The organism is Planococcus alkaliphilus, from assembly GCF_057031095.1.
Map to the genome: position 1 here is coordinate 3,051,379 of NZ_CM168060.1, position 21,087 is coordinate 3,072,465.

The following is a 21,087-nucleotide window of genomic DNA, read 5'->3' on the forward strand; positions in this document are numbered from 1 at the left end:
TCTACACTAATTGTTGGGGTGTTGAAACAATTCGGCCCAAAAAAAGACACGCAATCTCCAAATTCTTTTATACTTGAAATGTCGAATAACAAGTAAAGAAGAGGAGATGCGTGCACTTGAATTTTACCATGAAATTTCCCGGATTAGAAGATGTGAAAATCATGAAGATGGAACAAGTGGAGGACCGGGTGGCCCTGCATGTGGAGTTGGAAGTGAAGGCACACCGTTGCCCGCGTTGCCAGGAGAAGACCCGGCGTGTCCACGATTACCGGATCCAAAAGATCAAACACCTGAAATGGTTTGAACGCCAGACTTACCTTTTCTATAAGAAGAGACGCTACGTATGCGGGGCGTGCGGCAAGAAATTCGCCGAACAGAATTCATTCATCGGCCGCTATCAACGGTTCTCAAAAGAGTGGAACCAAGCGGTTCATGTGCGCAGCGTCAAGGCGAAAACGTTCAAGGAAGTGGCCGGACAATACGGCGCTTCCGCTTCGACCATCGTTCGGCGTTTCGATCTGGTGGCGCTCCAGGAAGTTACTGAAACCGCAAAATTACCGCGTGTGATCGCCATCGACGAATACAAAGGCGACACCCGCGAAGGAAAGTACCAACTGATTATCGCCGATGGCGAAACGAGAGAACCGATCGATATCCTGCCCAACCGGAAAAAAGAGACGATCAAACAGTATCTCCAACAGCACGGAGCTGCGGTGGAAATCGTCGTCATGGACATGAGCCATTCCTTTAAAGCCGCGGTCAAAAAAGCACTCGGCAAACCGGTGATCATCGCCGATCGCTTCCACTTCTGCCGGTACATTTACTGGGCGCTGGACGCGGTCCGCAGACGCGTGCAGAAAAGTTGGAACGACTATGACCGCAAAAAAGGCAAACGGATGCGCTACGTCTTTTACAAAAACAGTGAGAAGTTAACCGAAAAGGACCGTTGGTACTTGAAGCGGTATCTTGAAATGGATGAGGAGCTCAAACGAGCTTACGAACTGAAGGAAGCGTATTGCAGGTGGTTTCAGGCAAGCAAAAAAAGAGATCCCGAGGAAATCCTCAAGACCAAAGAAGCGTTGCTGGAATTTTATCGGCTGGTGGAACAAGCGGGCATTCCCGAGTTCCAGAAAGCCATGGGCACCTTCCGAAACTGGCAGACGGAAATCTTGAACAGCTTCTCGTTCAAGTATTCCAATGGTTTCTTGGAAGGCATCAATAACCTGACAAAAGTGATTAAGCGGAACGCGTTCGGCTTTCAGAATTTCGAACGCGCCCGCGCCAAAATACTACTGACACACAAGTATAAGAATATGGGAGTTCACGTTGGTTAGAGTGAGGAAGATTTCACCTCACCCCAACATTTGACGGAGAACCTATTTTTTACAGGTTTGTACATATTCGATCCATACAGCATGAGGAGGCTATTTGAATGATTCAATTTGAGGGGGTTACGAAAACCTACCATTCCGGCAAACAGGAAATCCACGCTTTGAACGGCATCGATCTGACTGTTGAAACCGGAGAAATCTATGGCGTCATCGGCTTTAGCGGCGCCGGCAAGAGTTCACTGATCCGGACGGTCAACTTACTGGAACGCCCCACGAACGGACGGGTGCTCATCCATGACAAGGACATTTCCACTCTTACTAGCAAAGACATCCGGGATACCCGAAAAGACATCGGGATGATTTTCCAGCATTTCAATCTATTGAATTCGAAAACGGTATTCCATAATGTCGCGATGCCGCTGATTCTGGCAAAAACACCGAAAAACAAAATTAAAGAACAGGTGAAAAACCTTCTTGAATTTGTAGGCCTGGCAGACCAGGCAGAAAAATATCCGGACCAGCTTTCAGGCGGACAAAAGCAGCGGATCGGGATTGCCCGGGCACTGGCGACTAACCCTTCTGTCCTGCTATGCGACGAAGCAACATCTGCACTTGATCCCCAGACGACTCAGTCCATTCTGGATTTATTGCGGCGCATCAATCGTGAATACAATATCACGATCCTATTAATCACTCATGAGATGGGCGTCATCCGGGAGATTTGCGATAAAGTAGCGGTCCTCGAAGCTGGAAAAGTCATCGAACAAGGTTCCGTATACGAAGTTTTTACAAATCCGAAGCAGCCGACGACTCAGCGTTTTGTCCGTTCGGTCATGAACGATGAACTGCCGGAATCCTTGTTGACAAAAATTCAGGATCCGACGCAGAACCATTCCATCTACCGCGTCCAGTTTACAGGAACTTCGGTCGGACAGCCGCTCATGTCCCGAGTATCGCGTGAATTCAATCTTGACCTCAATGTGCTTTTCGGAAATATCACGGAATTGCAAGGCGAACCTTACGGCAACCTGATCGTTGAGTTTTCAGGAAGTTTAAGCGAAATTCAACGCGCGCTGACTGCGATCCGCAGCGACTCGGTCAAAGTCGAGGAGGTAAAAAATTATGCTAGTTGATAACGAACAGATTTTAGAAGCTCTCTGGGAAACGGTTTATATGACCGGCGCTTCGTTCTTATTCTCAATCATTATCGGTTTCCCGCTTGGCATCTTGCTAGTCGTAACAAGAAAAGGCCATTTACTGGCAAATGAACCCATTTCAAAAGTATTGAACGTCATCATTAATATTTTCCGTTCAGTCCCTTTCATCATTTTGATGGTGGCTATCATTCCGCTTACCCGGTTGATTGTCGGTACATCCATCGGCACTGCCGCTGCCATCGTCCCGCTTGTCTTCTATGCAGGACCATACATTGCAAGACTTATTGAAAACTCATTGCTCGAAGTCGACAAAGGCGTCATCGAAGCCGCACAGGCAATGGGTGCAACGCCGGGCCAAATTATTTTCCGTTTCCTCATCCCGGAAGCTTTAAGTTCATTGGTCCTCGCTTTAACGATTGCGATTGTCGGATTGATCGGTGCATCTGCAATGGCGGGGGCTATCGGGGGCGGCGGCCTTGGAGACTTGGCCATTACTTACGGCTACCAGCGCTTCGACACAGTCGTCATGCTGATTACCGTTGCTATACTCGTTATTCTTGTTCAAGGCGTTCAGTCTGCCGGCAACTTGCTATCTAAGAAAGTACGAAGAAGTTAACTATATTAAGTTGAAGAAAAGAATCCCTTATAAAAGTCGCTCGGCGCTTTGGGGAAGCTATCACAATAAGCCTGGCTGGAGAACGCCAGTCTTATTGCTAACGCTACCCCGGAGGCGCGCCGGCGCTAAGAGAGTTCTTGATATGGAGCAAAACAGCGGAGACTCCTGCGGCTTAGCGATTCGACCGATACACCGCAGGAAGCGAAGCGGACGAGGAGGATTGGGCGGGAGCCCGCTGGAAAGCGCAGCTATTTTGCGGAATATCAGTTAGTGGATTCTTTAGCTCTACTTATATACAAATAATTTATTGGAGGAATACATCATGAAAAAAATTACATTGACGGTTTTATTCGCATTATTGGCTTTAGTCCTTGCGGCTTGCGGCGATGATGCTTCAGGAGAAGAAGGAAACAGAAAAGTGACGCTAGGCATTAGCGGATCCGATACATCCATTTGGGATTTTGTCGCGGAAAAAGCAGAAAAAGAAGGCATTGACCTTGAAATCATTACGTTCTCTGATTACGTAGCGCCAAACCTGGCACTTGCTGAAGGCGAGCTTGACTTAAACGCATTCCAGACCATTTCTTATTTCGACGAGTTTGTCGCAGAACACAATATCGACATCGTGCCGATCGGTTCAACCGTAATCGCACCGATGGGCCTCTACTCCGACAAATACGAATCCATTGATGAACTTCCGGACGGATCACAAATTGCAGTGCCGAACGAAGCGACAAATATGGGACGTGCACTGCTATTGCTCCAAGAAGCAGGTTTGATCAAATTATCCGACGATGCAGGATTGACTGGGACAGCAGACGATATTATCGAAAACCCGAAAAACATTGAAATCATGCCGATGGTTTCAGGGCACACGCCGCGTGCAATGCCGGATGTTGCCGGTTCAATCATCAATAACGGCGTCGCAGTTGATGCTGGCTTGAACCCGACAGAAGATCCAATCGCTGCAGAAAGCGATACAGCTACACCTTACATCAACCTGATTGCAGCAAGTGCTGAAAATGCCGAAGACGAAGACTTCTTGAAAATCGTCGAACTTTACCAACAAGACGACACAGCTGACTTCATCGTCGAACATACAAAAGGCGCATCAATCCCAACATTCATCCCAGTAGAAGAACTAGTGGATTATCAATAAGAAAAGCGGAAAGAGCCGGTTAGCTTCGACAGGCATAAGACGGACCGCGAGGAGGCTGTTGCCGCCGCAGCAGGCTGGCTTATGACCCGAGAAGCTGGCTCTTGCAGCTGGACAATAAGAAAAGCGGAAAGAGCCGACTATAAACCAAAAACTAAGGAGGAATTTCAATGACAGCAATCAAAGAAGCAGCTCAAACCATTTCCCAATCAATCGAATCGAATCGCGGGGTTTACATCGAAACCAGCCAAGCAATCCATGCAAAACCGGAAATCGGCAATGAAGAATTCTTCGCAAGTGCCACATTGGTGCAACTGCTTGAAGGGGCCGGATTTACTGTTGAAACCGGCGTCGCTGGCCATGAAACGGCATTCTTTGCCAGCAAAGAAAGTGCATTGCCGGGACCAACTATCGCTTACCTGGCAGAATACGATGCACTTCCCGGAATCGGCCATGCCTGCGGACACAACATTATTGGGACAACAAGCGTCGCTGCTGCGATTGCTTTAGCTGAAACCCTCCCAACAACAGGCGGCCGCGTAGTGGTGCTTGGTACACCCGCAGAAGAAGGCGGCCCGAATGGCAGCGCTAAAGGCAGTTTTGTGAAGCATGGTTTCCTTGAAGGCGTTGATGCAGCGCTGATGATCCATCCATCTGGAAAAACGGCCGTTACTGGCCCTTCCCTCGCGGTCGATCCATTGGAATTCCATTTTTATGGAAAACCGGCGCATGCAGCCGGATCTCCTGAAGAAGGAATTAACGCACTTGACGCTGTGCTCCAGCTTTTCAACAGCATCAATGCACTTCGCCAGCAATTGCCGTCAGATGCCCGTGTCCATGGCATTATCACCCACGGCGGCGATGCGCCGAACATCATTCCGGAATATGCTGCGGCCCGTTTTTACATCCGCGGCGATTCATGGAAAAAAACTTCAGCTACGGCAACAAAAATCCGGGCGATTGCAGAAGGTGCTGCACTAGCTACAGGCACAACCGTTAAAATTGTGCGCTTCCAAAACGAAGTTCAGGATCTTGTTTTGACCCCGGCTTTAGATAAAGTGGTCCAAAGCGAACTGGAAGCAGTGGGCGAAGACGTAGCCACTTCCCGAGCGAAGGGCCTTGGATCAACCGATGCCGGCAATATCAGCTATGCCGTGCCGACTGCCCATCCTTACATCAAAATTGGACCGGACGATTTAATCGGCCATACCGCAGAATTCCGTGAAGCAGCAAAATCTGAAGCAGGCAATGAAGCCCTGATCAAAGGTGCAAAAGCATTAGCGAATACTGGCTACCGTTTGTTGACCGAATCCACTTTACTGGATGAAGTTAAAGAAGCTCACGCAAAAGCGTTGCAAGACAAACAACTGTAACCCGATAAAACCGGAACTTCCTTTAAAGGGAGTTCCGGTTTTTTATTTGTTTTCCCCTACTCTTCTCGTATTTCCAAAATTTATTATTTTCGTGCTAAAATAATAATAGAACACATTTTAGGAGGAATACGATGTTTGAAACTTTAATTGAACGCCTTGTGCGATATGCTAAGATCGATACCCAATCGGATCCCGAGAGCACAGCTACCCCTTCCACTCCGGGCCAATGGGATTTACTGAAAGAACTTGAAAAAGAATTGAAGGAAATCGGCCTCGAAGAAGTCGAAACAGATGAATATGGCTATTTATTCGGTACGCTTCCAGCGAATACGGATAGGGAGATTCCTGTATTCGGTTTTCTTGCACATGTCGACACAGCTCCTGATTTTACGGGCAAAAACGTGAACCCGCAGCGCATTGATAACTACGACGGAAAAGACATTCCATTGAATGATTCTGTCATCATGTCCACTGCTGATTTTCCTGACCTGAAAAACTACGTTGGCCATACGTTGCTGACCACTGATGGAACAACGCTCCTCGGTGCTGACAATAAAGCCGGCGTAGCGGAAATCATGACGGCAATGGAATACTTAGTCCAGCATCCGGAAATTGAACATGGAAAGATCCGTGTGGCTTTCACTCCAGACGAGGAAATCGGCCGCGGACCGCATAAATTCGACGTGGAACGTTTTGGTGCTGACTATGCTTATACGATGGATGGCGGCCCTCTCGGTGAATTGCAATATGAAAGCTTTAACGCCGCTGCCGGCAAATTGACGGTCCAAGGAAAAAGTGTGCATCCCGGATCAGCTAAAGACAAAATGGTGAATGCACAAACGATCGCCATCCGTTTCCAAGAGCAAATGCCGAAAAATGAGGTGCCCGAAGCTACTGAAGGCTACGAAGGCTTTATCCACTTGAACAATTTCAACGGCAATGTTGAAAAAGCTGTTCTTTCCTATATCATTAGAGATTTCGATAGAGAAAAATTTGAAGCAAAAAAACGGTTGATGCAAGAAACAGCCGAAAAATTGCAGCAGGAATATGGTTCAGAGGCGGTCACATTGGAGCTCGAAGACCAATATTACAATATGCGCGAAAAAATCGAACCCGTAATGGAAATCGTCGATTTAGCTGAGAATGCTATGAAAATGGTTGGCATCGAACCGAATATTGTTCCTGTAAGAGGCGGTACTGACGGTTCCCAGCTTTCGTACATGGGCTTGCCAACACCCAATATCTTTACAGGCGGAGAAAACTATCATGGCCAGTACGAATTCATTTCAGTTGATAATATGGAAAAAGCCACTCGCGTAATTTTTGAAATCGCGAGAATTACGAAATAAAAATAAGCGCCCGCGGGCGCTTATTTTTTTTATAGAATCGCTCTTCCGTTTTGAGCAAGCGCATAATGGATGCCGTGCTGCAAAGTTTGGAAGCAGTTAAATTTAGATAGATCGATGCCAGATTCTGTAATAACCATGCTCATCTGAGGGGAAATTCCCACAAGAATGGTTTTGGTTCCGATCAAACCTGCCGTTGATCCCAATTTTTCAATAAGACTGGAAGCCTCCTGCGTAAAGCGGTCATTCAGCCCCGTTAGATCCAACACTAAATAATTCGCTTGATGTTTCGGCAGATTTTGCAATGTTTTCACCAGCAGCTCTTCTGCCCTTGCTTGATCATAGGTTCCGAGAAGCGGCACCACAACGATGTCTTCCAGAACCGGAATAATCGGAGATGAAATTTCTTTGATCAAACTGTTTAGTTCAGCTGTCTTTTCTTGGACCAATCTCTCCAGCTGATCGATCTGTTCGGCCTCTTTTAGCCGGGCAAAGCGGTGAATATTCTCTTCTATGTTTTGCTCTAACGGGAAATACTCGATAATCGTTTCCTCATACCCTTCGATTTGGTGTTGCACGATGCTATACCAAATACTTCTATTAAAAAGATTGCTGAAAATCCCGGCGTAATGGGCAGCCAAATAGCTTCCGCCTTCTTTTTTCCCTTGCGCTACATTAATTTTATGCTCCCAGCTATTCTTCAAATGCACACGAAGCGTTTGTTTGGCTTCATCCATATCCCGTATTTTCGCAAGTCCCCATCCAGCAGATGCATATGTATTCGTAATCAGATTGGCTGCTTCAGCAACCGACACATTCTCCATTTCCGAGAAATAATCCCCTACCAGCAACCCTTGCCGGAATCCCGTCGATTCCATGACAACGCTTGCCGCATCTTCTCCGGAAATCTCTTCAATCGAATCAAAAAAGATTTTCATGGCAGAAGCTGTCCAGAAAAGTACCGAATCCTGTCCTTCAAATATGAATCTTCCTTCTTCCAGGTCCCATTCAAAACTCAGTCCACCTACGTTTATTGAAGGTTTTGTTTCCATGATACAACTCCTCTCGTTCACTCCCTCTATTTTACCATAATGTTTAACAAGCTATTAGAAATAGCCCGAATACGCAAGAATTTGGAGCATTTTGATACTATAGGCGATACAGGAATGTTTTAAAACCGTTGATAAAAGGAATAAACCAATAACAGACAAAGAAAGAGGTGCTTTCTATGACGGACAAAAAACCTTTCAAAGAAGAAGAGCGTGAAACAAGAGACGGCGCTCCTATGGATAATCCTGAACAATTCAAGACGGACAAAAAAACCATGCATGAAATGTTCAAAGAAGAGCAAACGGTGGACTCTCTTCCTCTTGAGGATTTGAAACAGGAAAAAGAAGAAGAAGGCAAACCGCGTGCCACTAAAGAAGATTCTTCCAGCGAGGAAAAATACCCAGATTAATAATCAAAATACATCTACTTTTCTGAAGAACCGCAAGGCTAATGCCTTGCGGTTCTTTTATGTTATGATTCTCTTTGGAACAGGAGTGGATACATTTGAAAAACTGGATATACCCAGTAATGGTCGTTGTTGCGGCCAGCTGTTATGGAGTACTTTCTACGATTATAAAAGTCGCCATGAGCCATGGCTTTACAACAGCCGAAGCTGTTACAAGCCAATATTTTACCGGTTTTGTGCTAGCGGCTATTTTATTTGCCGTAACGCAAAGAGGCCTGCCGCGCTTACGCGGTTGGAAGATTCTCGTCTTATCCGGGTCGTTCACTGCAGCGACCGGAATGGTTTACAGCCATTCGCTTAATTATTTGCCGGCCTCGCTGGCAGTCGTGCTATTATTCCAATTCACTTGGATCGGCATGCTTATGGATTGTGTCGCAAACCGGAGATGGTTGAAGCGCATCGAAGTGATTTCGCTTCTCATATTGTTTGGCGGAACGATTCTTGCTGCTGGGGTCATTGATGCTGATTTAAGCGGCATCCCTTGGCAAGGATGGGCATGGGGAATTGGAGCTGCATTCTGCTTCTCGGCTTTCATGTTTGTCAACGGCAAACAAATCGAAGGCATGGATACTACAACCCGCCTGTTTTACGTATCGCTGGCGGCGGCTCTTGTTATCGCAGTCTTCCAAACACCTGAAATTATGTGGAATGGCACGTTCTTCGGAGAAGGATTGTGGGTATACGGCCTCCTTCTTGGATTCTTCGGAATCATCATGCCCATTTACTTTTTCTCAATCGCTGTCCCTCATGTGGGGTCGGGGCTAGCTTCCATTTTAAGTGCGATGGAACTGCCAGTCGCAGTTATTGCTTCGGTCATCATTTTAAGTGAATCTTTGACGGTGCTCCAGATTGTCGGCATCTTCGTCGTCCTCACCGGCATGGTGTTGCCAAGCATGTTCAACCGAACTCCCAAACCTGTCGAACGTATAGAAGAACCCGCTTAACTAAGCGGGTTTTTTTATTGGTTAAATTTCTTCACGTTTATTTCCGGCTAAAACAGGAATACTAGAAGTAAGTTTGAAATTCAAAGGAGTGGAAAATATGGATCAGCAAGAACTGAAGCAGCAAGCTTTAAAGATTTTAGAAGAGAGTTATGTAGGGGTTTTAGCAACGGTGAAGGACAATAAACCGCATTCCCGCTATATGACATTCTTTAACGATGAATTTACTTTGTATACAGCTACAAGCGATCAGACTCAAAAAGTGGACGAGCTTGAGAAAAACCCTCATGCCCATATTTTACTAGGTTATGAAGGAGAAGGCGTCGGCGATGCGTTTCTTGAGATTGAAGGTACGATGGGCATCCACGACGATAAGAGCATCATCGACAAAGTCTGGAACGAACATTTAAGAGGCTGGTTCAGTGGTCCAGACGATCCGCATCTCGTTATTTTGGCGATTAAGCCTTCCCAGGTTCGCATCATCAATAAAAAAGGCCAAGAGCCGCAAACACTTGAATTATAAACAAAAAACGGCTCGATTTTTCGAGCCGTTTTTTCTATGTGTGGAGGATTTCACGAAGGCCTTCTCGGTTGAAGAGAAGATCTTCAAGTGTGTATTCATCCAAAATCGACAAATAAGCATGAAGCGCTTTTCCTAGAACGCCGCGCAATCCACAAACAGGCGTTATGGGACAACGGTTATGCTCCCGGTCAAAACATTCGACCAGATGAAAGTCGTCTTCCATTCGGCGCACCACTGTTCCAACATTGATATTCTGCGGAAGATCGGCTAAACGGATGCCTCCCCCGCGGCCGCGGACTGTTTGGATAAAGCCCGCTTTCCCGAGTTCAAATGTCACTTTCATTAAATGATTCTTAGATATATGATAAGCATCCGAAATTTCCTGGATTGTCGTCAATTTGCCTTCCGGTTTAGAACCCAAATAAATCAGCACACGCAATGAATAATCGGTATACATGGTTAATTTCATCAATCTCACCTTCCCTGCCTCCTCATTATAGCGATTAAGGGAAGCCCGATAAAGCAATTGAGATTGCGAAGAACTCATAAAGGAAAAGGAGATGGTTTTCATGTTATCAAACGAAACACGATCCATCATCAAATCCACCGTTCCTGTATTGGAAGACCACGGTGTCGCAATCACCACTGCCTTTTACAGAAATCTATTTGAAGCTCACCCGGAATTGCTGAATATTTTCAACCATGCAAACCAGGCACAAGGAAGGCAGCAAACGGCACTTGCAAAAGCCGTCTATGCTGCGGCCGTCCATATTGACGAATTGGCAGAAATCATGCCGGCAATTATCCAAATTGCCCATAAACATGTAAGTTTAGGCGTAAAGCCTGAGCATTATCCGGTTGTCGGCGAATATCTTTTAAAGGCGATGAAAGAAGTACTTGGAGATGCAGCAACCGATGAGATCATCACTGCATGGGCTGAAGCTTACAGCGTGATTGCAGATGCATTTATCGATGTCGAAAAAAATATGTACCGAAAAACCGCCGAGCAAGAGAATGGGTGGATTTACTTTAAAGACTTTGTGGTCGCCCGGAAGGAAAAAGAAAGCCAAGTCATCACTTCCTTCTATTTAAAACCGGTAGACCAATCGAATGTTCCTGCTTATATACCTGGACAATATATTTCCATCCGGTTGTCGATTCCGGGAGAACCATATGCTATGATCCGCCAGTATAGCTTGTCTCAAGCATCTAAAGCGGATGAATTCCGAATTTCAGTAAAACGTGAAGCGGACAATGATCCAAATGGCGTTGTCTCGATTTATCTTCATGAAAAAATCCAGGAAGGCGACCGTGTGGAAGTCAGTGCACCTGCTGGCGTCTTTGTACTCGATTCCTCCAAAACAACCCCTGTTGCCTTTATTAGCGGCGGCGTCGGCATCACACCAATGATGAGCATGTTCGAAACTGTGGCAACATCGACTCCGGAGCGCCCGACCACCTTTTTACATGGTGCTAGAAATCGCTTGCAGCATGCCTTTGACGAAGACATCCGCTCTTATACAAACCGGATGGAGCATGCATACTATAAAACAATTTATGATGAAGAAGACGGCTTTATCACACGCAGAACTTTAGAAGAATATGTCGATCCCTCAGGTGATGCTTATGTTTGTGGGCCGCCGCCGTTCATGATGAGCATGATCCGGGAGCTTCGCAATATCGGAATGGACGATAGCCGCATCCACTTTGAATTTTTCGGTCCGGCTTTAGATTTAAATGATTCCAATTGATTGCCTGCTTTCATAGCCAAAGAGTTCACGGGTTGCTCCGTGAACTCTTTTTTATGTGACTTTTCTGTGAAACTAAATGTGTCTAAATTTCAAAGATGTATTTTAAATATATCTTTAAATCCCAAATAGGTTTATAGTCGAATTATAGAAAATAAAAGGAGCGATCGAAGATGTTATCCCAAGAAACGAAATCCATCATCAAATCTACAGTACCGGTACTCGAACAGCATGGCACAGCTATTACGACGGTCTTTTATAAGAATTTATTCGATGCACACCCTGAACTATTGAATATTTTCAATCACGCCAATCAAGCTAAAGGGCGCCAGCAAGCTGCACTTGCCAATACGGTTTACGCAGCAGCTGTCCATATCGATAATTTGGAAGCCATTCTGCCAGCGGTTGTTCAAATTGCGAACAAACACGTCAGCCTAGGCATCAAACCAGAACATTATCCGATTGTCGGCGAATATTTATTGAAAGCGATCAAGGAAGTGCTAGGAGATGCGGCAACAGATGAAATCATCAACGCCTGGGCAGAAGCTTACGGAATGATTGCCGACGCCTTTATCGGTGTTGAGCAAGGCATGTATGAAAAAGCTGAAAATCAAGAAAACGGCTGGAAGTTCTTCAAAGACTTCATCGTCGCTGACAAAGTAAAAGAAAGCGATAATATCATATCGTTCTATTTAAAACCTGCAGATGGATCTCTTGTTCCCGCTTATCAAGCTGGCCAGTACATTTCTGTACGCATGTCCATTCCGGGGGAAGAGTATTTGTTCAATAGACAGTACAGCTTATCTCAAGCTCCGAAACCCGATCAATTCCGCATCTCAGTCAAGCGTGAAGCGGACAATGATCCAAACGGACGCGTGTCGGTTTACCTTCATGAAGAATTAGCGATTGGCGATACCATTGAAGTGAGCGCACCAGCCGGTGAATTTGTTCTCGATGTTGAAAAAGATTCTCCGGTCGCTTTCATCAGCGGCGGTGTTGGCATTACGCCAATGATGAGCATGTTTGAAACAGTGGCCACTTTGACTCCTGAACGTCCGACTGTTTTCCTTCATGCAGCACGCAATGAATCATTGCATGCATTCGATAAAGACATTCAAAAGCATCTAGCGACTATGGCAAACGCCGCATATAAAACTTTGTATTCGGACCTTCCGGATGGCTACATCACTCGTGCGGTTCTTGAAGAATACGTGGATATCACAGGCGACGTGTATGTATGCGGACCCGTTCCTTTCATGGAAGCGATGATCCGTGAATTGCGCGCAATGGGAATGAACGAACAGCAAATCCATTTTGAGTTCTTCGGTCCCGCAGTAGCATTGCAAGCTGTATAAAATTTTAGAGAAACAGAAAGAAGGACAGTACAGAGCTAATCAAACGCTTCTGGACTATCCTTCTTTTCTTCTTATCTCATTTTACTGAACCCTCTTTTAAAAACTCTAACCGGTTTCCGAATGGATCGAAAACAAAAAATCGTTCCACTCCGGGAATGCTGTCATCGTTTTTCACTTCAATGCTTTGGCTTTCCAATTGTTTTCTAAGCGCTTCATAACCATCGATTAAAAAAGCAGGATGCGCTTTTTTAGCTGGAGAAAAAGGCTCTTCTACTCCAACATGCAGTTGAAAGCTGCCAAATTCAAACCATACGCCTCCACGCGATTTCAACGGCTCCGGCTTTTCTACTTCTTTCATTCCCAATAAGTCCCTATAGAATTTTCGTGCCTGCTCTTCGTTCCCTTTTGGTGCAGCAACTTGTACGTGGTCAATTTTGCTAATTGAAAATTTCATAGCTTCCCCTCCCACTACCACTAGTTTAATGAAACAAAATACAAAAGAACATTCAATTGTATAAATGAACAACGATAAGTTTTGCTTATCCCTTTGCAAATCTTTTATTTTCCCTTAGCATGATGAGTAGTTAAAGGAGTGAAAATCCATGGAAGCATCCCCCCAACTCAAACTCATCCTTTCTAATTATTCTGTAGCAGTTGGCCGTCTGCCTGAAAAGCCGCTGTCATTAGATTTAAAAACAGCGATAACTCAATTAAAAGAATGGTCCGGAAGCGAAAATGACGGCGCCGCGGTTTCTTATTTTTTCCGGCAATATGCCTTATTCATCACGGCTCAATTTGATTTGATCATCAATCACCACTGCTATTTTAAAGGCTCGTTCAGTGATTTACGCTTTAATCGTGTCGTCAATTACGGCTTTCCTTTACTTCAAACCCATGCTGATGCTGAAAACCTTGTATTGATAACGGATTCCCAACGCTTTTCTGCCATGCATGAAGTTCTGTATGAACAAGGCGATCAGGCCATCCAGGAATTCCGCCGCTATGTAAAAATCTCGCCTATTATTCTTTGGGAAAACATCTTAGGGTCGCTATTGTGGTTTTATGCCAATTTTGAAAAGCGCCAACCGCGAAGAGCAGCTGAAGATTTGGAGTGGCTGCTGGAACCTGAAAATTGGGAACCGATCAAAACGTCTTATCTCGCTAAGCTTTTAGGCAATTCCTCTTTGGAAGCTGCTGTGACTCGACCTTTGCGAAAAACGTGCTGCTTGTATAAAGAACTCGATGCTTTTGAAACCTGTACGTTCTGTCCGCAGCCCCATATTCAAATGAAAACGTAAAAAATCCCCAGCACAGCGCTGGGGATTTTGATTATTTTTCAAACACTTCATGCAGGATTTGCCCTGGTGAACTATTGATTAAGTTTTTATATACGCAACTGTTCGGTTTTTTCATCAAAACTTTGGCAAAGGATTTTGCATGTTCGGTTTCTCCCACCACATGAATTTCATCCCAATGGCGTTCTTTTTTCAGTTTCTCGATTTTGATGCTCATATCTTTATAGAAGCGTTCCAAGTTCTCCCGCAGGCGGTGGTCTAGGTCATCTGCATGGCTTCCGCTGTTTCCGCCTAAATGAGCTCCGCCGCCGCCCATGCTATTGCCCGTGCCGCCGCTTCTGGATGCAGAATGGACGCCTTTTTGCTCTGTCCATACTTCCAATCCCGAATCAAATTCATAAAAGATCTCTTCATTAATAATTCCCATCGAAGTATCGAGCACTCTTATCCCTTTAAAGCTCGGCAGAATCACGCCGGCATATGGATAAGCCTTATACATATATCTTAATTCATCCAGTGCTGGCTTTGCTTCCCAGTGGAAACTCGTCTTCACCGGCACTTGAACGTAATGCACAGACCATAAATCTTCATGTGGAGATGCAAAAATAACGACACCCTTTTGGAGGTCGTCTTTATGGTCAAGTATTTCACGCTCCACTTTTTTTCTCAGCTCTTTATAGCGTTTCATTTCTTGCTCATCTTGCGAGGCTTCTAAATATTCATCCAATCGTTTCAAACCATTCTTGAGGTGAATTTTCCAAGCGCCATTTTGTGCGTTCAAATCCGCCGGGTTCGTATTCAAGTAGACGCTTAATACGCAACGGTCATCACAATTAAATGCTTTTAGTTTCTGGATTTCGTCATATAATGTCATTCATCCATCATCCTCCTTAAAATACATCCTCTATAGTTCATTACCCTAAGTCTTCTACATTAAACGAGAGACTTCCTTCTTTTTTTTATTATTCTGACGTTTAAAAGAGCTTCATAGAGGTAAACAGATAGTGCAATCAAATAAAAGGAGTGTGTGATTAATGGAAAATATCGATAAAAAAGTAGACGATAAATTAAAATCTTTTGATGATGAGAAAAAAGAAGACATCTTAGCAAATTTTGAACATTTCAAGCAATACTTAAGCAGCAAAGTTGAGATGGGTGAAAAATTAGGATTGAGCGAAGAACGTTTGGCTCAAATCACTGAAAAAGTTGCCAACTATTTAGCGAAAAACGAAGATCCAAAAAACCGCGAAGAATATCTTTTGCAGGAATTATGGAAAGTCGGAGAAAAAGAAGAGCAGCATATGCTTGCTCACATGCTCTTGCGTTTAGTGAAGAAAGAATAGGAAAAATCATCGCCTATAAAAAAAGCGTCCCTATACATGGGACGCTTTTTTGTCGAATAACCGGAACATCACTAGATAGACGAGGCCGCTTGCTAATGCCAATACGCCTAAAATAGCAAACGTCCAACCAAAACCGAACCAGGCAGTCATCGGAATTGAAACCGGCGCAATCATTCGCCCGATGGTGTAGCGCATACTCGCGGCTGCAAAGTATTGCCCCCGCATATCTTCCGGTGCCAATTTCGAAATAAAGCTCTGCTGGATGCCTACTACCATCAATTCGGCAAAGGTGAAGATGGCCATTGCGATGACAAAAATCCAAAAAAGCGATGTTAACGGGAAGAGAATCATGGCAATTGCGTAAAAGCATGCTGAAAAGAAAAACACCCATTTTTCGCGGAATTTTGTCATCCATCTTGTCACCACTACAGTCAACAACGCCACTAAAAGACCATTCTCCGATAACAGGAAGCCGAATGACGTTTCACCTGTCACGGTCCATTCTTTGCTTCCGAAAGAAGCAATCGTCTGTACATCAATCGTTTCTTTCAAGTAAATCGGGAACAATAGATCCAGCTGCATGAATGTCTGTGCCCCTAAGACTCCGGCAATAACGAACAAGAGGAAAACACGGTCTTTAAAGATCAGTCCGTATTCTTTGATTTGGCCAAGAACCGCTTTTGACAGACCCGCAGATTCCCCTTCTGCCCATTTGTCCCGCATCTTTTGCGACAAAGTTTCGTTTGTATAAAGGCGCAAAACCAGGCCAAGAATCATCGAAATAACCGCTACGGTCAATAAGAGTTCAAAGCGGAACGAGAAGAATAGAACGGCACCGATCAGCGGTCCTACAACTACCGCAATATTCAATGTCGTGTAGAAAATGGCAAACACATCGCTTCTGTATTTTTCAGGAACGACATCGGCCACCATTGCCTGGCTGGCAGGCCAATAAAGCGAGCTGCACATTCCAGCGATGGTGAAAGCCACAAATCCTAAGGCTGCCGAATCAAACCAAGGTGAGTTGGCAAAAGCGAAAAGCAGAAATGCAGCTCCCTGCGCTATGGAAGCGATAACGAGCATCCGCCGCCGGCCGAACCGATCCGCGCAATACCCTCCAATCAAATTGGCTGCGACAGAAAAAACTTGGGAGATGACGAGCAATAAGCCCGCTGTCCCCTTTCCGAACTCTTCCGCAAAGTAAATAGCTAAAAATGGAAATACCATCCAATAACTTGTATTCATAAAAAATTCGCCTACAAGGCGGACTTTTAAACTTCGATCCCAATCTCTGATTTTCATTTTCCTGTCCCCGCGTTCCTAAGTTGAATATAAAACTTGCTGTCAGTCAATCACTTCCAATAATTTATAGCTTAAACATATATCAATCATCAAATCTTTCCGCTCTTTTGCAAATTGGATCGATAGCCGCTCATGGTCCCGTTCAACAATTTTCCCCGTCCCAAAAACACGATGGCGAACTGTTACCCCTTCAGCTAGCTCATCATCTGCTTTTACAGCATTCGGATTATCCGGCACATCTACTTTAATCGGCGTTCGAGCAGCCGGCTGTTTTGTTTTTACCGCGCTCTTTTCCGGAACGATGATGTCCCTCACTTCATTCATAAAACGAGATTCGCTGTCGTAGCTGATCAATTCCAAATGTTTTTTGGCCCGCGTCATGCCTACATAGAATAACCTTCTCGCCTCTTCCAGCGTTGCCGGATTATCTGCATCTTCTTCGGTCGGAATTACGCCTTCCACCAGATCCACCATATAGACCCTGTCGAATTCAAGCCCTTTGGAGCTATGGAATGTCGATAAGGTCAGCATGTCATCCGTCTTTTCCGCTTTTGCATTTTGGGTAATCTGCTCCAGCTCTTTTAGCCTTACCGCAAATTCCGTCATGGACTCCAAAGGCTCGGCGATTTGCTCCAGCTTCATCAATATCTGTTCTAAGTATTGCAGACGCATACCGAATTTTTCTGCTCGGCTGGAAAGCATCTGATCGTAGCCGAGGTCTGCCCGGATGGTCCGAATCACTTTTAACGGACGCATACTGTTCAAGGCTTCAAACCATTTCTTTTGCTCGTTCAAAATTTTGATCTGGTAATCTTTTAATGTTACAGTCCGGTTGATTTCATCAAATGCATTGTTTTGCGTCGACTTCATGCGGCTCAAAAACTTCAACTGGCTGCCCGACCAGTAAGCATTGGTTTTCGAAGCGATTTTTGCATAAATGTCTACACGTTCCGGCTTTAGGCTAAAGCGCATGAAATTCAGCATATCTTCTACAATCCAATGGGAGAAAAAGCGGTTGTCTGCATCTTTCATATAGAAAGGAATGCCATGGCGCTCCAGCTCGCTCATCAACAAAGTTGAAGAGGAATTATTGCGATAGAGAATAGCCACTTCGCCAAAATCGGTTAATTGCTTTAATTCTTTAAAGAGATATTTTAGCTGGGCTTCTTCTGAAGAAAGCCGTTTTAACACAATCGGCTCCCCTGAAGGCTGCTTTGTGAACATATTCTTATCATGGCGTTTTTTATTGGCTTTTATAAAGACATTTGCTGTATCGACGATATTTTTAGTCGAACGGTAATTACGCTCCATTTTCATCACATATGCATCCGGATAAACATTCTTAAATTTCAGTAGATAAGTCGGTTCAGCTGCCCGCCACGTATAAATCGATTGATCATCATCGGCTACTACACACAGATTGTGATGGCGGGCAACCAGTTTTTCGACAATCGCGTGTTGGATAAGCGATGTATCCTGGCTTTCATCTGTCATGACGTATTCCCATTTGTTCTGATATTTTGAAAGCAATGCTCTGTCTTTTTCCAAGGCTTCATTGGCTAAAGACAACATATCGTCGAAATCCACCAAGCGGTGATCATAATTTTCTTTAAAGGCTTCATAGGTTTTTAAAATCTCGTTAGCACCATCAAATGGCGCTTTCAGCTGCGACCATTTTTCCCGTGGGATCATTTTGTTTTTAACAAAACTGATAAAAGAGGTGAGTTCCTCTAGCTGATCATCCGTGATGGGTTCCCCCACTTCCGTCTGATACATTTCACGTAAGAGGCGTTTCTTGTGAAGGCCGTTTGATTCGCTTCCTTCAATCATGATATAGCGGGATTCCGCAAAATATTCACGTGTGATTTGAAAAGCTAAACTGTGGATCGTCGAAAAATCGACTGGGGCAAGTTTCGGAAAAAAGCGTTTATAGCGTTCGTTCATATCGGACGCAGATGCTTTACTGAACGTAATCGCTTTGATCTTCTGGGGACTGACCCCTTTTTCTTCGATCAAATAGCCGATTCTCATAATCATCGTTGTGGTCTTTCCGGAACCTGGACATGCTAAAAGAAGCAGCGGGCCATCTGTCCGCTCCACAGCTTTCTTTTGGATCTTATTCAATTCCACTCCAAGCTCTTTCTGCTTTCGTTCAAAAAAATGGCTCATATGCTACTCCTTCGCAGTTTCATTCCTTTTATTTTAACACACAAAAGGACTCAAATTAATGAGTCCTCTTCTGTAATTCTATAAACTTCAAATGAAATTTTTCTCATCCGGTTTGCTGATGGGATCTGCATTTCGTTTATCTTTACGGGTTTTTGGATTTTCATAATGCCGATCATCCAGCCCCTCTTTTTGTTCATCCAATTGCTCGCCTATCTTACGTGGATCTTCTGTGGAAAGTTTTTCATCTTGGCGTTTTGCTTTTTCTTTTTCTGCAGCTTCAAAAAGTTCTCCGTGCTCTTCTTTATTGGCAAACATGTTCATGTCCCCTTTCAGAATAAGTAGAAGTTTATTTCGATTCCAGAATTTCGGCCACTCGCCCTACTTGGCCATCTTCAAGCCGAACTTTAATGCCATGTGGATGCGTAGCCGAGTTGGTTAATATGTCTTTTACAATACCTCTGGTCAACTTGCCGGATCGTTGGTCTTGTTTCAATACAATATTTACTTCAATCCCTGGTTTTATATCATTTCTTTTTTTGCCGTCCATTGTCTTCACTCCTGACTTTCCTCTATCATACCGCTCTTTGGCGAAATAAAAAAGGTTCTCCGTCAAATGTTGGGGTGAGGTGAAATCTTCCTCACTCTAACCAACGTGAACTCCCATATTCTTATACTTGTGTGTCAGTAGTATTTTGGCGCGGGCGCGTTCGAAATTCTGAAAGCCGAACGCGTTCCGCTTAATCACTTTTGTCAGGTTATTGATGCCTTCCAAGAAACCATTGGAATACTTGAACGAGAAGCTGTTCAAGATTTCCGTCTGCCAGTTTCGGAAGGTGCCCATGGCTTTCTGGAACTCGGGAATGCCCGCTTGTTCCACCAGCCGATAAAATTCCAGCAACGCTTCTTTGGTCTTGAGGATTTCCTCGGGATCTCTTTTTTTGCTTGCCTGAAACCACGTGCAATACGCTTCCTTCAGTTCGTATGCTCGTTTGAGCTCCTCATCCATTTCAAGATACCGCTTCAAGTACCAACGGTCCTTTTCGGTTAACTTCTCACTGTTTTTGTAAAAGACGTAGCGCATCCGTTTGCCTTTTTTGCGGTCATAGTCGTTCCAACTTTTCTGCACGCGTCTGCGGACCGCGTCCAGCGCCCAGTAAATGTACCGGCAGAAGTGGAAGCGATCGGCGATGATCACCGGTTTGCCGAGTGCTTTTTTGACCGCGGCTTTAAAGGAATGGCTCATGTCCATGACGACGATTTCCACCGCAGCTCCGTGCTGTTGGAGATACTGTTTGATCGTCTCTTTTTTCCGGTTGGGCAGGATATCGATCGGTTCTCTCGTTTCGCCATCGGCGATAATCAGTTGGTACTTTCCTTCACGGGTGTCGCCTTTGTATTCGTCGATGGCGATCACACGCGGTAATTTTGCGGTTTCAGTAACTTCCTGGAGCGCCACCAGATCGAAACGCCGAACGATGGTCGAAGCGGAAGCGCCGTATTGTCCGGCCACTTCCTTGAACGTTTTCGCCTTGACGCTGCGCACATGAACCGCTTGGTTCCACTCTTTTGAGAACCGTTGATAGCGATCGATGAATGAATTCTTCTCGGCAAATTTCTTGCCACACGCCCCGCAAGCATAACGTCTTTTCTTGTAAAACAGGTAGGTCAGCCGTTCAAACCATTTCAGGTGCTTAATCTTTTGGATGCGGTAATCGTGGACACGCCGGGTCTTTTCCTGGCAGCGCGGACAGCTTTGGGCCCCCACCTCCAACTCCACATGTAGCGCCACACGGTCCTCCACTTGTTCCATTTTCGTTATTTTCACATCTTCTAATCCGGGAAATTTCATGGTAAAATTCAAGTGCACGCATCTCCTCTTCTTTACTTGTTATTCGACATTTCAAGTATAAAAGAAT

22 protein-coding genes are annotated in these 21,087 nt (G+C 44.9%); 13 read left to right on the top strand and 9 right to left on the bottom strand.

Annotated elements, in window-relative coordinates; translation table 11 throughout:
• Positions 1–110 precede the first annotated feature (110 nt).
• The 6 genes from AC2EXB_RS15885 to pepT all read left to right on the top strand — a co-directional run bounded on the left by AC2EXB_RS15885 (position 111) and on the right by pepT (position 6,982).
• The gene (locus AC2EXB_RS15885) at positions 111–1,334 is read left to right on the top strand and encodes an ISL3 family transposase (protein ID WP_483602296.1); all 1,224 of its coding nucleotides are present in this window, start codon (positions 111–113) and stop codon (positions 1,332–1,334) included.
• A gap of 98 nt (positions 1,335–1,432) precedes the next feature.
• Positions 1,433–2,464: a methionine ABC transporter ATP-binding protein gene (locus tag AC2EXB_RS15890; protein WP_483602297.1), complete on the top strand. Its 1,032-nt coding sequence runs from the start codon at positions 1,433–1,435 to the stop codon at positions 2,462–2,464.
• Complete coding sequence (locus tag AC2EXB_RS15895) at positions 2,454–3,104, top strand: methionine ABC transporter permease (protein ID WP_483602298.1); 651 nt, start codon at positions 2,454–2,456, stop codon at positions 3,102–3,104. The genes AC2EXB_RS15890 and AC2EXB_RS15895 overlap by 11 nt, the downstream gene beginning before the upstream one ends.
• A gap of 322 nt (positions 3,105–3,426) precedes the next feature.
• Entirely contained in the window at positions 3,427–4,263 is an 837-nt protein-coding gene (locus tag AC2EXB_RS15900) for a MetQ/NlpA family ABC transporter substrate-binding protein (RefSeq protein WP_235197213.1), read from the top strand.
• Positions 4,264–4,430: 167 nt separating this feature from the next.
• Complete coding sequence (locus AC2EXB_RS15905) at positions 4,431–5,633, top strand: M20 family metallopeptidase (protein WP_483602299.1); 1,203 nt, start codon at positions 4,431–4,433, stop codon at positions 5,631–5,633.
• A gap of 131 nt (positions 5,634–5,764) precedes the next feature.
• Positions 5,765–6,982, top strand: a complete 1,218-nt coding sequence (gene pepT, locus AC2EXB_RS15910) for a peptidase T (RefSeq protein WP_483602300.1) — start codon at positions 5,765–5,767, stop codon at positions 6,980–6,982.
• A 29-nt stretch (positions 6,983–7,011) separates the two neighbouring features.
• Here the strand turns inward: pepT and AC2EXB_RS15915 are convergent, their stop codons facing one another.
• A complete protein-coding gene (locus tag AC2EXB_RS15915) occupies positions 7,012–8,031 on the bottom strand; it encodes an STAS domain-containing protein (RefSeq protein WP_483602301.1) in 1,020 nt (339 codons plus the stop codon).
• 176 nt (positions 8,032–8,207) lie between these two features.
• Between AC2EXB_RS15915 and AC2EXB_RS15920 the strand changes: the two genes are divergently transcribed.
• The 3 genes from AC2EXB_RS15920 (at position 8,208) to AC2EXB_RS15930 (ending at position 9,959) form a co-directional block, all read left to right on the top strand.
• On the top strand, positions 8,208–8,438 hold the full coding sequence (locus AC2EXB_RS15920; protein WP_235197217.1) for a hypothetical protein: 231 nt from the start codon (positions 8,208–8,210) through the stop codon (positions 8,436–8,438).
• 95 nt (positions 8,439–8,533) lie between these two features.
• On the top strand, positions 8,534–9,439 hold the full coding sequence (locus tag AC2EXB_RS15925; protein WP_483602302.1) for an EamA family transporter: 906 nt from the start codon (positions 8,534–8,536) through the stop codon (positions 9,437–9,439).
• Positions 9,440–9,536: 97 nt separating this feature from the next.
• Positions 9,537–9,959 (top strand): pyridoxamine 5'-phosphate oxidase family protein, encoded by a 423-nt coding sequence (locus tag AC2EXB_RS15930; RefSeq protein WP_483602303.1) that lies wholly within the window; start codon positions 9,537–9,539, stop codon positions 9,957–9,959.
• A gap of 34 nt (positions 9,960–9,993) precedes the next feature.
• On the opposite strand, the gene AC2EXB_RS15935 is transcribed toward AC2EXB_RS15930, so the two are convergent.
• Complete coding sequence (locus AC2EXB_RS15935) at positions 9,994–10,428, bottom strand: Rrf2 family transcriptional regulator (RefSeq protein ID WP_235197218.1); 435 nt, start codon at positions 10,426–10,428, stop codon at positions 9,994–9,996.
• Positions 10,429–10,504: 76 nt separating this feature from the next.
• Here AC2EXB_RS15935 and hmpA (AC2EXB_RS15940) point away from each other — a divergent pair, with 76 nt between their 5' ends.
• On the top strand, positions 10,505–11,710 hold the full coding sequence (gene hmpA, locus AC2EXB_RS15940) for an NO-inducible flavohemoprotein (RefSeq protein ID WP_483604769.1): 1,206 nt from the start codon (positions 10,505–10,507) through the stop codon (positions 11,708–11,710).
• 170 nt (positions 11,711–11,880) lie between these two features.
• Positions 11,881–13,062 (top strand): NO-inducible flavohemoprotein, encoded by a 1,182-nt coding sequence (hmpA, locus tag AC2EXB_RS15945; RefSeq protein ID WP_483602304.1) that lies wholly within the window; start codon positions 11,881–11,883, stop codon positions 13,060–13,062.
• 76 nt (positions 13,063–13,138) lie between these two features.
• Here the strand turns inward: hmpA (AC2EXB_RS15945) and AC2EXB_RS15950 are convergent, their stop codons facing one another.
• A complete protein-coding gene (locus AC2EXB_RS15950) occupies positions 13,139–13,516 on the bottom strand; it encodes a VOC family protein (protein WP_483602305.1) in 378 nt (125 codons plus the stop codon).
• A 148-nt stretch (positions 13,517–13,664) separates the two neighbouring features.
• Here AC2EXB_RS15950 and AC2EXB_RS15955 point away from each other — a divergent pair, with 148 nt between their 5' ends.
• Positions 13,665–14,360 (top strand): hypothetical protein, encoded by a 696-nt coding sequence (locus AC2EXB_RS15955; RefSeq protein WP_483602306.1) that lies wholly within the window; start codon positions 13,665–13,667, stop codon positions 14,358–14,360.
• 31 nt (positions 14,361–14,391) lie between these two features.
• On the opposite strand, the gene AC2EXB_RS15960 is transcribed toward AC2EXB_RS15955, so the two are convergent.
• The gene (locus AC2EXB_RS15960) at positions 14,392–15,231 is read right to left on the bottom strand and encodes a VLRF1 family aeRF1-type release factor (RefSeq protein WP_251475912.1); all 840 of its coding nucleotides are present in this window, start codon (positions 15,229–15,231) and stop codon (positions 14,392–14,394) included.
• A 160-nt stretch (positions 15,232–15,391) separates the two neighbouring features.
• Between AC2EXB_RS15960 and AC2EXB_RS15965 the strand changes: the two genes are divergently transcribed.
• Complete coding sequence (locus AC2EXB_RS15965) at positions 15,392–15,700, top strand: DUF3243 domain-containing protein (RefSeq protein ID WP_052650535.1); 309 nt, start codon at positions 15,392–15,394, stop codon at positions 15,698–15,700.
• Between the two features lie 30 nt (positions 15,701–15,730).
• Here the strand turns inward: AC2EXB_RS15965 and AC2EXB_RS15970 are convergent, their stop codons facing one another.
• From AC2EXB_RS15970 to AC2EXB_RS15990, 5 genes are all read right to left on the bottom strand, one after another.
• The gene (locus AC2EXB_RS15970; RefSeq protein WP_483602307.1) at positions 15,731–17,002 is read right to left on the bottom strand and encodes an MDR family MFS transporter; all 1,272 of its coding nucleotides are present in this window, start codon (positions 17,000–17,002) and stop codon (positions 15,731–15,733) included.
• Between the two features lie 42 nt (positions 17,003–17,044).
• Positions 17,045–19,171, bottom strand: a complete 2,127-nt coding sequence (locus AC2EXB_RS15975; protein WP_483602308.1) for an ATP-dependent helicase — start codon at positions 19,169–19,171, stop codon at positions 17,045–17,047.
• An 87-nt stretch (positions 19,172–19,258) separates the two neighbouring features.
• Positions 19,259–19,486: a hypothetical protein gene (locus AC2EXB_RS15980; protein ID WP_235197225.1), complete on the bottom strand. Its 228-nt coding sequence runs from the start codon at positions 19,484–19,486 to the stop codon at positions 19,259–19,261.
• A 31-nt stretch (positions 19,487–19,517) separates the two neighbouring features.
• On the bottom strand, positions 19,518–19,718 hold the full coding sequence (locus AC2EXB_RS15985) for a YwbE family protein (RefSeq protein ID WP_483604771.1): 201 nt from the start codon (positions 19,716–19,718) through the stop codon (positions 19,518–19,520).
• 96 nt (positions 19,719–19,814) lie between these two features.
• Positions 19,815–21,038: an ISL3 family transposase gene (locus AC2EXB_RS15990; protein ID WP_483601885.1), complete on the bottom strand. Its 1,224-nt coding sequence runs from the start codon at positions 21,036–21,038 to the stop codon at positions 19,815–19,817.
• Between the last annotated feature and the right edge of the window lie 49 nt (positions 21,039–21,087).